A 12,011-nucleotide genomic window follows, 5' to 3' on the forward strand; every position below is an offset into this window, starting at 1 on the left:
TAATCTGGTGCTATATTTCCTCTTGCTGGGAAATATTAGGGAATCCAACAAAATAAACGCTGTAGTTGTCTGAAGTCCATGTGCCATTTAATACCTTGATAATTATATCAATTGTTGCAATTAAACTTTGCGTTTTGATCGGAAAGTTCCAGGGGACTCTAAAGTAATCGTCTGTTTTTCTACTTTCAAAAGCTTCAAGCATCGCTAAGCTCAATTCAGCTCCTTTTGAGGCGATTAATGTCTTTGTTTGATTCAATATATCTAGCATAATAACTTTATCGGCATTATTGGTAATTGTTCTATCGAACGGGATGCCCACCATGCCAATGTTTTCACCAAGCCTGTTAGAATCACATATACGGTAAATTTTCTTCAAATTTTCAGAAAAAGTATCTACCCCAAGATCTTCAAAAGTTTGGCATATGTAGTCACTCAAAACCTCAACGAATGCCTGATGGATCCAAAATCCATGGGAATTAAATTTAATGTATGTTATATTATCCATTTGATTTTTGCTTAATTAATAATTATCAAATTATTGGAATTTACATATTCTTTATATTCATAAGTTGGGCTATTAATTTTATTCATTATTGTCGTTCTCATTCCAGGGTCAAAATCATCAAAATGCTTGAGATCCATAACTACTATATCTAATGGTGGGCGAGGCGGCAGCGGCGTCCTTATTTTGTTAAAATGGACATCAATAGCATCTAGAAATTGGTCGATAAACTGTTGTGGATCTTTTGTCCACGACTTCTGAAAAGCTGTCAAAGGTGCTCCTAAAGGATCATAACTTTTACTCTTTAATAACCCGCTTGTTGCGATTGCGTCTCCTGCTTCTTCTGATCCGTTGGGTCTTGATTTTGCTTTGAATTTAATATCAATTTCTACTATAGTCTCCACTTCATGCGGGTTGTATAAAACTGGCTTCCCTCCTGGCTTAGTTCTTCTCACATCTATCCATATTCCCGTATCCAAATACCGTTGAGCTCGTGTAACCACATAATTTTTATACCAACTGGTAAAAGAAGTTAATTTGTCTGCGTTCACAGCATCTTTTTCAACATCCGAGAGTTGGCTCCAATATTCCACGTACTCGGGGCTGTCTTTAAGCTTAAGCAATAGATCATCTGAGATATTTGCAAAGTCATTCAAAAATCTTACAATATCCTCGTCATTCAACGCTAAAATTGCCTTTCTTAACTCTTTATTATCAGAAAATTTCAATACTTTAACCGCTGTCGCGTCATCAGAAAAAACCCTGATCGCGTCGATGTTGTCGCTAGACACGCCTCGTTGAGTTAATAAACTCCTTAGTTCAGCTGGTAAACCATCATACGCTTCTGTTACTTGTTTCGCCGCAAAAGTTACCTTCCCTTTAATTATAGGATGGAAACATACTGAGCCTAAAAGTACCGCACCCAAGAATGTATCTAAATATGAAGTTAACTCCTTTAGACCTGGGTCTGTAGTAGTAGTGTTAAGATAATTAGATATTGCTAAAGCATTACCTGCACTGAACTGAACAGCTTCATTAATCCCCCTCACTTCCCGCCACGTCAGCAATGCCTTTGATGCTTCCAGATCTTCTAATGCATTAAATTTTGATATTTGTTTTAGATAGGTTAAATATTCCAAATCGGCTACTTCACCTATACCGGTAAAATTCAAGGCGACGTTGATTGCTAATTCAATGAGCGCATCAGCATCTTTAACATCTTTATAGTCGATGGCGAAATACAGGAAAAACAAAGGGAAGCAATTTGTATTAGGCATCGAAATGTCCAGGTCTGGTTGGAAACCTGTTATAGATATCGGCTGGTATAAGTCGTAGGTACCGTATAAGTCGTTGGCGGGTGCGCTAACGGGCAGGCCTTCGAAAGTGAAGCTGGTAGTTGTCTTTTCGTAAGCAATTATTTTGTTCCGTTCTATGCTGAAATTAAAAGATTGTGTAAAGGAAATCACATCATACCTATTTTCAGATACAAAAAGTACTGTTGCGTTTTCCCCGTTATAGTGCGCGGCGCCCAAATCCGTCATATAATAAGATTCTGGGAATACGTTATCTTGATTAGCGGGCAAGGTATATGTTGGCGACGGGTAGTAAGGATTATAAATTGAGGTTTGCCATATTCTGAGTAAAAAGTTCATAAAGTTTCTGCGATTATCGGCATTCCCAAATATGCCGCCAACAATTCTCCCCACTTTATTATCACCAATGATATTACCTACCTGATTATCTCCCAGAAAATTATAAATTACCTCAAAAAGCGTTTCGTCTTTGCTTATGCCATAAATGCCAATGGTATTTAAGTTTTTTAAAAAAGCATCACACTGGGTCTCAACTATAGTAACGGATTCAACTATCTTTAAAATTAATTTTGCGGTGATATTGGATATCCATTCGGCATCAGATTCAGATAATGGAGTACCAGCTCCTACGAGTGTAGCGAAGTTGTTTGCCACATTAACTAAAGCAAATGCTTTGCTTTCTTTGATGGCTTGCACGATGATGTATATTTTGTCATCGACTGAAAATACAGACAATCCGCTTGCGGATAGGCAATTAGCAAGCCAAAATAGCTTTGTCGGTTCAGATGCAGCTGCAATAAGCACCTGATTAGCATAGGCGAGATTATAGAAACTTGTAAGGTTTATATAGTAGTCGATGAGATCTTGTAATGACGGCTTAATAAATATATTACCAGTTCTCCATTCCAGGTTCTGAACGGCAATATAGGCGCCTAAACTGCTCGACTGATAAAACAAAGGAAAAACGTCTTTATTTATTCGTTCAATTTGTAAAGAAATTAACGATATATAATACGCGCCGGAATCTTTATCCTCTGTAAAATCTGAACTAGTAACCAATGCGATGTTTTAGCATAAAAATCATCGGATACAGCCGACAATGTAATTTTTTCCTGGACAACTGTATATCCTGGCTGAAGTATAATATCGAAATGTGTATCATCCAAAACCTTTGCGTTTGGATCAAAGTCCCAACTGTATTTATCTACCGTACAAAAATCAGTATAAGGTGATTTAACTCTGAAAAATTGAACCCTGACTGTATCTTTTAATTTAGCAGAAGTAATTGTATCAAGATTGAGCTTAGCGGCCGGCAAATCGTTTATAGAAACCCCATCGTTCACTAAATATTTCAGGAACTGTGATTCGTTATAATACCCGGCGCTGGCATTTTTTGAGTTTGCATCTCGATTGTTGAATTTATCTTTATAAACATGTACATATCTTATTTGGTTGAATGTAAAATTTGCAACAAAACCTGTCTTGCTGTTAAAAGTGACGCCTGTCAGATTTGTTGTCTGCCTTACCTTTCCGTCAATAAATATTGCTGCATCTGCCATAATTATAATGAAATTTCTAGGTCTAAATACAAAGATTTGATAGGCTCATACTCGACATAGTCTACATATCCCTTAGTGAAGTAACACTTTCTATCTATGGAATAAACCATAATCGGTACATCACTGGCTACCAATTTTAATTCCCCCGAAATTGTTTCTCCCAGCAACGCGGCTTGATATTTTTTATAAACAACATTTTCAGTTGAAATGAGATTAATAGCATCTGTAAACATGTCAATGATAAAGAGCCTGGCATTAGTCAAACTGTTCAAGTTAATCAACTCATTTAATAAATCGTTTTCCGCTTTAGTTAGGCCTAAAATAATTCTATTGGGCACAGAATTGTCTGTTGTTTTTAACAATAAGCCGTTTATCAACAGTGTGTAATCTGTAAACGGAAGCAAATCGAAATAAAAAGGGTCAGGCAATTGATAGCTTTCAATATTCGTAACACCCCCTGAAACTGATGAAGAAGATTTCGTATCCGCAGCAACCGTTCCGGAAATAGAAGTAACGTTATTCAAAATATCAACAGATTCAGTAATATAAGTTACCCGGTTTAATGTTGGGGTAATTAAATCACCAGTATTTACCACATCGTTAACAATAATAGTTTGTGTAGCAGAAATCCCATATTGGATATCATTATAAAAATGATTAACTAGGTTTAATTTTTGCATGGAAAACGTGAAGTATTGCGTCTCTGGGGTGGCCTTTAATAGCGCTGTAGCGTTTGATTCACCAAATACATCATCAAAAAAATTAGGCTGCGACACAATATCTACTATATTACCCTCATTATCCTTTCTTTGTCCCGTTACAAAGTCATAAACAGCGCCCTGATATAATAGGATATTAAAATTAGCAACATTCAATTTAGCACCGTTATCCCCTGTAGAAGCGTTAGAAATATTTACAATTTTAGTAAGTGTGCTCGGTGTGCCATCTTCAGCATCGGGCAATTTCAAATCATCCGGCCCGCAAAAGTTATTCCCCTGCGCATTATCTATTTGCGCGGTATAACCATATAAAACAGTATTCGGATTGTTATCTGTCACAAACTGCAAGAACAAGTTATTCCTGGGTTCATCAGTGTCCTGCGGGTTTTCGTTGATCAATAGCGGCCAGCCGTTTGTTCCGTAAGCTATGGCTGTTAACGATCCATCGTCAGTACCTATCTTCAGGCTATTTGTGGTGGTGTCATCAATATTGTAATTGCCATAAAAATTGTAAGAGCGGGTACGGTCGCTTTGTATGTAAATGTAAAGCCTGTTCTTGGTAGAGAACTTTTGAACGATGTCGGTATATATCGCTTCGTTCGTTTTTTTCGCATCAGTTGTTTCGCCTTTTACAACAACAACTCCGTTGTCACGGTAATGGAAACCGTAATAAGCCGCCGCGTCCAGGAACTGGAAGATCTGCTCCTTTATCACTTTCTTTTTATAGTCGTCGGTTTCGGCGGCTATGTCTATGGTAGCCTCAGCCTTGCGGGCGTAAGCCAGGTCAAAAACAAATTCGTCATTCGGGGTTGGGAGGCTGTAGTCGCCGTAGTTTAACACAATGTCAAAGCCGCTGCCTGCGCCGGCAAAGCTACCCAGGGACGCACCGGCTGCTATCACCGGCAACTCGAATGCGGTTTCGGGGGTCTCCGTGGCATCATCGCCGGTGCCGGTATATTCGGTTTGCTTAAAAAATAAGCTGCTGATGGGTAATGTGTCGGGCTGGTTGGCTTCGTCAAACCCTATAAATTTCGCAGAGAAGTCGGGTTTATCCTCACCGATATGTGTGTAGTAGGCGGCAAAGCTTTCATTTATCTTATTGATAAAATCAGATGTTTCGGAGCTCGCCGCTATTACATTGTCGCCGTCAAAAAAATCAGTCTTATCAAGGCCCCGGTAAATAAAATATTTAATATTCAACCCCAGTATGGGCTGTTTATAGGGCCTTAAAATCAGGTTCACCTTGCTATTATCGTCTGCCTGCGGCTGCACCAAAACTACACTTGTGCAAACCGCGTAGGCGTTGGTACCGTCGGCCACGTCGAATAGCGTAGTTATCCTGTATTCGTCGGCCGATACCGGCCCAAAAGCCTGCGCTGCGCTCTGCGTTATGGCCGAGGGGTCGGTAAAGAAATAAGAATTCGGTGCAAAAGATGAACTATCCGGCATGGTATTTATAATTTTGCGTCTGCTTTTTTTATGAGTTTCGGTATCCGTTTCTGAAGGTCTTCCATCAGTTCAGCCAACGCACTTTCGCACATGGGCAATATTTTCTCCGGTTTCATAATGGGCAGGTTGCCGACTACTACACCGGTTGTTTTGGAAGTTGCGCTTTCATTGATATTGAATACCTTCTGGTCATCGCGGTTCAGCAGGACGATATGGGTATAAGCCCTCATCTTGGTGGTGCCGTTGCCGTTGATGGCAAATCCTTTCTCCATTTTAAAGCTGAGGTAGACGAACATGATCCCGTCATACTGTTTGAACAGGGCGAGGAGGTTTTTTTCGTTTTTGGTGCCCCAATTGTAATCGATGACCTTATAGCCCGGCGTGGCGGCATACCTGACCTCTTTATTGGCATAGGGCTCATCTTCGATCGCCAGGGCCTGGTAAGCGGGATTGCCGGTCACTTCGGTTTCAGGCACGAGCGCAAAAGGGAAATTTTTGGCATAGTTATCAAAAAATTCCTGGTGGAAATGGCTGAGCGGCGGCTCCATATTAAAGTTCGGGTCCTGCTCCAGTTTGAGCAGGTCGGCGGCCGTCTCGAGGCCGAATGCGCTGAGGTCAACTTTTTTATCGACGTAAAACGTTACTACGGCGACTTTTTTTTGCTGGGCAAACGCACCGGTCATAATGAGTAAAAGCAGGCAGGAAAAGAGATATTTATTCATGTTCAGTTGGGTTGATTTTTAGTATTAGTCAGAATGCGTGCTTACGACCATTTCATACACGGCTCCAGATTCCATAGTCGTATCGTATGTTAATATAGCTCCGGCGTTTGCTGCATGGGTTTGGTTGGTCAGCTCGGCGCCGTTTTTAGTGACGGTAAGATTGAACGTCGGGTTCGTCGTCCCTACCGAATCCTGTCCGACGGTAGCGATAAAGGTTACCGGCTCGTCCTTGGTAACGTTTACGGTTCCCGAGCCGCTGAATACCACGTCCGCCAGTACCTGCTCCCCGCTCTTGATCTGCAGGTTAGCATCCACAAAGGGGTCCAGCTGCTCCGCCAGGGTATAGTTCAGCGAGGGGTCGGAGTAGCTGGCGGCAAACAGTTCATAATGATCGGTACTCGCCGGGGTATCGCGGAAGATGATGGATGAACCGGGGTTTTCACTTAGTGCGACCGCCGGCTTAGTGCCTTCAAATACCACCTCGCCATTCTTGGTGACCTGCAGATACATGACGGCGCCTGGCAGGACCGATGTGTACACGGCATACACCTCTACACTGAACTTATCCAGGGTATTCAGGCTCAATGTGCCGCTGTCGGCCCAATAAAGGTCCTTAATAATGGCCCCTGTAACCTGGTCTTTGATCTGCATGTTTACGTCTACAAAAGGCACTGCCTGTTCGGCCAGGGTGTAGTCAACGCCTATGGCTACAAAACAGGTGGTGAAGTCGAGGCTCTGTAGGCCGCTCCAGCCCTCATCGGTTAATATCCTTGCCGCAACGGTGTGATTGCCGCAGGCTACTTCCCCTGTCAGTTCCGGCAGGTTCTGGTCTATAACGAGATTTTCATCCAGGTACCATTCAAAAGCTTTTACGGTATCCCGGTCAGACTGGCTGTTGAATGCCAGCTGGAAGGAGACCTGCTGGTCGTCAAAAGAGGTATCGCCGGTGAGCGAGAAGGGTGTGGTAGTTAAGCAGCTGGTGTTGGCCATAATTATTATCGAATTTTTTACACTATATCACATCGATGAAAGAAAACCTGCCTGTAAAACCGGCTGGCTGGAAAAAGCCCAGCCTGCACCCGGTGCGGCAACGTCCTGGTTGTTCACGCTGTTTAAACCCGCCAGCCAGTAATTGCCGGGCGTAGCTATGCTGTGCTGTATGTTCAGGTAATCGCTGGTAAAAGGTGCGCCGCTCAGGTTGATTAAATGAAAGGCGCCGGTTGCCGGTGATGAGCTGGTAAGCGTAATCAGGTTACCGGCTTCCCCTGTAACATTCCAATTGTTATTCACTGCCAGGGTATTGCCATTATTTACGGTAAGGGTATGTGCAGCTGTGCCGGTATCGCTGAAGCTGTTGCAGTTCAGGTCGCCGGCGATGACGATTGAGCCGCTGGCGGCGCCCCTGTTAAATGCAATGGTATTATATAAAATGGCGCCGCCGCCGGTGTTCATGGTTACTGCTGCAGAATCATTACTGGTAAATTCCAGGGAGGAGGTGCCGGTAACCAGGGTGAGGTTGGTTATGGCGGACAAATTCCACACGGCCCCGCCGGATCCGTTAAGTGTCCACGTACCCGAACCCATATCAATGGTGCGGGGGTTGCTGTTGTTGCTCGCGAAGAAACCAGCCGCTACGTTAAAATTGTTGGCAAGAAAGGTGCCGGTGGTAACCGTCAGCGTTGTGGGCACGTTACCCGATAGATCCAGGTTGTTCTGAAGGGTAAAGGTGCCGGCGCCGCTGATATTTAACGACTGGTTGACCTTAACCCCGTTGGTATTAATGCTGACGGCCGAGGATGCTGTTAAAGTTATCGTTCCGCCGGTACTGCTCCAGGCCGAACCCATTCCCAAAGTGAAGCTTCCCTGCAATATTAAACTGGACGACGATTTACTATATGTCCCTGTGAAGCCAGCGGTCGAAAAGTTACCGTTCGCCGCAAACGAACCTGCTTGTGAAAAAATATCGGATCCGGCGGCGATGTGAACATTATTGTAAATTAATGTTGAACCACCCCAGTTAACGGTCCTTGAACCGGCCGGGCCTGCATAGATGAATTTCAAGGTTGAGCCAGCGGCATTAAAAGTCAGATTGGTCAGGGTGCCGCCTATGGTCCAAACCGCTGTACCATTGCCGGTAATGGTCCATAGGCCGCTGCCCATGTTTATGGACCTTACGTTACTGTTGCTGCTGCTGAATATCGGGCAGGAACCATTATAACTATTCGCGTTAAATGTACCCTGGGTCACCGTCAGCGCTGCCGCTATCGTGCCTGTGAGGTCGAGGTTATTTTGCAAAGTGAAGGATCCGGCGCCGTTGATCGTTAAAGCCATGTTAACATTTACGCCGTTTGTGTCAATATTTACAGCAGCGGTTGAAATCAATGTGATGGCGCCGGCAGTGGTGCTCCATGCGGAGCCGCTTCCTAAGGTAAAGTGGCCTCCTATGGTTAGGCTGTTTGAGGCTTTGGTGAATATTCCTGTAAATCCATCGGTGCTGAAATTGCCGTTTGCGGTCAGCGTGCTGTTCAAGCTAAACGTATCCGATCCGGCGGTAATGGAAATATTGTTGTAGGCAATGGTGGTAGAGCCTGTTGTGAATCCCCTTGTCCCGGCAGCACCTGCATAGGTAAACTGCAGGGTGCTGCCGTTCGCGCTAAACGTCAGGTTGGTTATGGTGCTGAAACTCCAGATGATTGTATTATTGCCGGTTATCGTCCAGGTGCCGTTACCCATGCTCAAAGCCCTCACGCCGGTTCCGCTGCCGTTAAAAGAAAAAACCGTTATATTAAAATTATTAGCGTTAAAGGTTCCGGAGGTCAGCGTCAGCGTGGCATTGACGGAGCCCGTCAGGTTAAGGTCTGACATTAAGGTTACCGTTCCGGTCGCCGCTATGGCTACCGACTGGTTAACATTTACGCCATTGGTATTGAGCACGGCCGTTCCGGTGGTACTTAAAGTGATGGTGCCGCTGGCGGAGCTCCAGGTTGAGCCGGCGCCGAGGATGAAATCACCACTCGCGTTTAGGGTAGCAGTGGTTTTGCTGTAGGTGCCTGTAAAACCTGTTGTGTTAAAATTGTGGCAAAATAACGACGCGATGACGATGGTGTCTGCACCGCCAGTGATATAAAAATCATAATAAACGAGCGTAGATCCGGTTCCGATCGTCCGGGTTCCGGATGAACCGGAATACGTAAACTGTAATTTAGAAGTATTACAATTAAAGGTCAGGTTGGTTGATGTGTTTAATGTCCATACCGTGGTGGCATTGCCGGTAATTGTCCATGTTCCGCTGCCCATGTTTATCGTTCTTACATTAGCGTTCGACGAGTTGAAAAGCGGAACCGTCAGATTAAAGTTATTGGCGTTGAAGGTGCCTTGCAGGATATTAAACAGCGTAGCGATACTGCCGGAGCAGTCCAGGTTGTTCTGTAAGGTAAACGAGCCCGTGCCGTTGATGGCGATGGCCTGGTTGACGCTGACCCCATTGGTATTGATGTTTGCCGTACCTGACGATGTTAATGTTATCGTACCGGAGGTAGATGACCATGTTGAGCCGGTTCCTAGAATAAAATCGCCGCCGATCGTTAAGCTGCTCGTTGTTTTACTGTAAGTGCCGGTAAATCCGGCGGTAGAGAAATTGCCGTTAACGGTAAAAATGCCGGATTGACTGACTCTGTCTGAGCCGGCGCTGATCGCTACGTGATGATATACGATTGTGCTGGCCCCTGTCGAAATGATCCTTGTCCACAAGCGGTGCACCTGGCGCCGGCGTCGGGAATGTTGCCGAAGCAGTCCATGAGGCTTTTGGGGTTGACGCCGGGGCCGTTTTCGCCGGGGAGGTTGGAGACGGGAGGGGCGGTTGAACTTGTTGCGCCTCCGCCGCTTTCATTGCCGAGGTAATCGCCGGTGCCGCCGTCGAAGTCTCCCTGCCCGTCATCGATGGTGGTGTCAGTGCAAACTTGCTCTGAATAGATAACGAGCTCCCCTTCGGCATTGATATAATTGGAATCGTGCCATTCGCAGGCGGTGATGGTCTGCATGTTATCGGTATGCAGGGTGTTGTTTTGGGTTTGATTTTTTTGCGGTTTGATTTCGCCGGCTAGTTTACCGCCGGAAAATATTTTGCCGCCGAGCAGGTGATAGTTGGTATCGTAGATAAACAGCCTGCCGGTAAAATCTGCGGTTGTGGCTTTTTGTTTAAGCTGCAGGTAAAGGCCGTCGGGTATGATTTCAAGTATGCGGGCGGTGACGGCGTGGTTGCCGGTTTTAAAAAAGGCGATTTTCCGGTACCCGGTGAGGTACTTGCCGATTGTTGGGCTCCCGCCGGTGGCTGCCAGCCAGTAGTTGCCTGCCGCGTTGGTATTGGAAGTGACCTTATCCCATGCTACGGTAAGTTTTCTGAGGGAGAAAGTTTGGCTGGCGCTGTTTTGATTTTTTCCGGCTGAGGGGGCGGGCTGGTTATTGAACCAGTTCCTGGCTGCGGCGAGCGACAAGGTCGTGGTATCTGTCGCCTGGCGGGCGGGTTGTGTTACAGGTGTGTCTTTCTTGCAGCCCTGCAGGATGATGAACAATGTGAGGCAGCTGTAAATGATCTTTCTTTTCATTCGGCGTTATATTGGTTACCGGGCGGTTATTTTCTGGGCGCGTATCCGGCTGAGGGTTTCTTGGTTGATGTTTAAATAGGAGGCGATGTCTTTCAGCGAGGCTTTCTGTAAGATATCGGGATGGGCTGCAACTAAGTTGGCGTAGCGTTCTGCGGGGTTGCGGGTGCGCAGCAGCACGGCCCGTTCTTCCGACATGAGGTAATATTTTTCGGTGAGGAGGCGCCCGTGGTAATTGAACTCGGGGAAATCTTTGTAAACGGTCTGCACGAGTTCCCAGGTAAGTGACAGCAGGATGCTGTCTTCGAGCAGCTCGATGTTTTCAGCAGCGGGCTGCTGGCGGTAAAAGCCGTACACGCTGAGCATGAGGTCGCCTTCGCCCATGAACCAGAGGGTGTGCTGGCGTCCGTCCCGGTCGGTAAAAAAGGAGCGGGCGAAGCCTTTGCTGATAAAATAGATTTTACGGGCGATGTTTCCTTCAGTGAGCAGGATTGTTTTTTTGGGGTGGCTCTCGGGGCGGAGATAGGTGCGTACCCTTTGCAGGAAGGCGTAGGATAGGGGTGCGATAAAATTGAACACTCTGAAAAGGCCTTCGAATGCCTGGGTTTCTTCTGTTTCAGTCATATAATTTTGATTTAGTTCGAAATTTTATGGGCTGCAGCGTGGAGTTTTTATTTTATTTATGGTTAATTTTTAATTATTGGTTAAATGCAAGTTTCTGAAAAAATATTTAAATATTCCAATAAAGATTTGGAATTATTAGCTAACTACTTGACTTACAATTGTTTTTTTAATCGATTCAACAGGTAGCTTTAGCTTTTTTATGAGGGGGTATCATTTAAGTTGATAGGGCGGGACGGATTTATGGCCCTATTATGCCTGTTTGATACGGGGTTGTGGTGGGAGGCGATCGCTGGTTTCGACGGTATGTTGAAGGATCGCAAAGTGTCCGGCTACCAGTTTATGGTTGAGGCAGGCCGTGCGGCTGAGTTAAATGACTTCACGCATTTTGGGGGAAGGGTGAGATCTTTTTTAGTGTGAGTGCGTTAGACTGGTTTTTGCGAAGCTAACGTTGGGTGGCGTTTTCTGTTTTCTCAATAAAAGTTTGCAGGGAAACCACTATAGCGGATTTGATGTTTTGGGGAT

General features: G+C 45.1%; 9 protein-coding genes. All 9 read right to left on the reverse strand.

The annotated features are described in order from the left end of the window. Positions 1-10: 10 nt before the first annotated feature. Genes Q3W13_RS04920 through Q3W13_RS04960 form a run of 9 tightly spaced genes read right to left on the reverse strand, consistent with a single transcriptional unit; the run spans position 11 to position 11,489 of the window. Positions 11-505, reverse strand: coding sequence for a hypothetical protein (locus Q3W13_RS04920; RefSeq protein ID WP_302861809.1), 495 nt, complete (start codon positions 503-505; stop codon positions 11-13). 11 nt (positions 506-516) lie between these two features. Then, a complete protein-coding gene (locus tag Q3W13_RS04925) occupies positions 517-2,874 on the reverse strand; it encodes a hypothetical protein (RefSeq protein ID WP_302861810.1) in 2,358 nt (785 codons plus the stop codon). Beyond that, on the reverse strand, positions 2,814-3,374 hold the full coding sequence (locus Q3W13_RS04930; RefSeq protein WP_302861812.1) for a hypothetical protein: 561 nt from the start codon (positions 3,372-3,374) through the stop codon (positions 2,814-2,816). Before Q3W13_RS04930 ends, Q3W13_RS04925 begins: the two co-directional genes overlap by 61 nt. A 2-nt stretch (positions 3,375-3,376) precedes the next feature. Continuing rightward, positions 3,377-5,542 carry a hypothetical protein gene (locus Q3W13_RS04935; RefSeq protein ID WP_302861813.1) on the reverse strand — a complete coding sequence of 722 codons (2,166 nt, stop codon included), beginning with the start codon at positions 5,540-5,542 and terminating at the stop codon, positions 3,377-3,379. Between the two features lie 5 nt (positions 5,543-5,547). Continuing rightward, positions 5,548-6,264: a hypothetical protein gene (locus tag Q3W13_RS04940; RefSeq protein WP_302861814.1), complete on the reverse strand. Its 717-nt coding sequence runs from the start codon at positions 6,262-6,264 to the stop codon at positions 5,548-5,550. A gap of 24 nt (positions 6,265-6,288) precedes the next feature. Beyond that, positions 6,289-7,254, reverse strand: a complete 966-nt coding sequence (locus tag Q3W13_RS04945; RefSeq protein ID WP_302861816.1) for a hypothetical protein — start codon at positions 7,252-7,254, stop codon at positions 6,289-6,291. A gap of 27 nt (positions 7,255-7,281) precedes the next feature. Further along, positions 7,282-10,014 carry a hypothetical protein gene (locus Q3W13_RS04950; RefSeq protein WP_302861818.1) on the reverse strand — a complete coding sequence of 911 codons (2,733 nt, stop codon included), beginning with the start codon at positions 10,012-10,014 and terminating at the stop codon, positions 7,282-7,284. Next, positions 9,960-10,868, reverse strand: coding sequence for a hypothetical protein (locus Q3W13_RS04955; protein ID WP_302861819.1), 909 nt, complete (start codon positions 10,866-10,868; stop codon positions 9,960-9,962). The genes Q3W13_RS04950 and Q3W13_RS04955 overlap by 55 nt, the downstream gene beginning before the upstream one ends. A gap of 15 nt (positions 10,869-10,883) precedes the next feature. Continuing rightward, on the reverse strand, positions 10,884-11,489 hold the full coding sequence (locus Q3W13_RS04960) for a Crp/Fnr family transcriptional regulator (RefSeq protein ID WP_302861820.1): 606 nt from the start codon (positions 11,487-11,489) through the stop codon (positions 10,884-10,886). Between the last annotated feature and the right edge of the window lie 522 nt (positions 11,490-12,011).

Origin of the sequence: Mucilaginibacter sp. L3T2-6, from assembly GCF_030519355.1 — a bacterium.
Lineage (GTDB): Bacteria > Bacteroidota > Bacteroidia > Sphingobacteriales > Sphingobacteriaceae > Mucilaginibacter.

Coding starts and splice junctions, on each gene's coding strand:
- Q3W13_RS04935 (WP_302861813.1), bottom strand. CDS start 5,542: ATGCCGGATAGTTCATCTTTTGCACCGAATTCTTATTTCTTTACCGAC.
- Q3W13_RS04945 (WP_302861816.1), bottom strand. CDS start 7,254: ATGGCCAACACCAGCTGCTTAACTACCACACCCTTCTCGCTCACCGGC.
- Q3W13_RS04930 (WP_302861812.1), bottom strand. CDS start 3,374: ATGGCAGATGCAGCAATATTTATTGACGGAAAGGTAAGGCAGACAACA.
- Q3W13_RS04955 (WP_302861819.1), bottom strand. CDS start 10,868: ATGAAAAGAAAGATCATTTACAGCTGCCTCACATTGTTCATCATCCTG.
- Q3W13_RS04940 (WP_302861814.1), bottom strand. CDS start 6,264: ATGAATAAATATCTCTTTTCCTGCCTGCTTTTACTCATTATGACCGGT.
- Q3W13_RS04920 (WP_302861809.1), bottom strand. CDS start 505: ATGGATAATATAACATACATTAAATTTAATTCCCATGGATTTTGGATC.
- Q3W13_RS04960 (WP_302861820.1), bottom strand. CDS start 11,489: ATGACTGAAACAGAAGAAACCCAGGCATTCGAAGGCCTTTTCAGAGTG.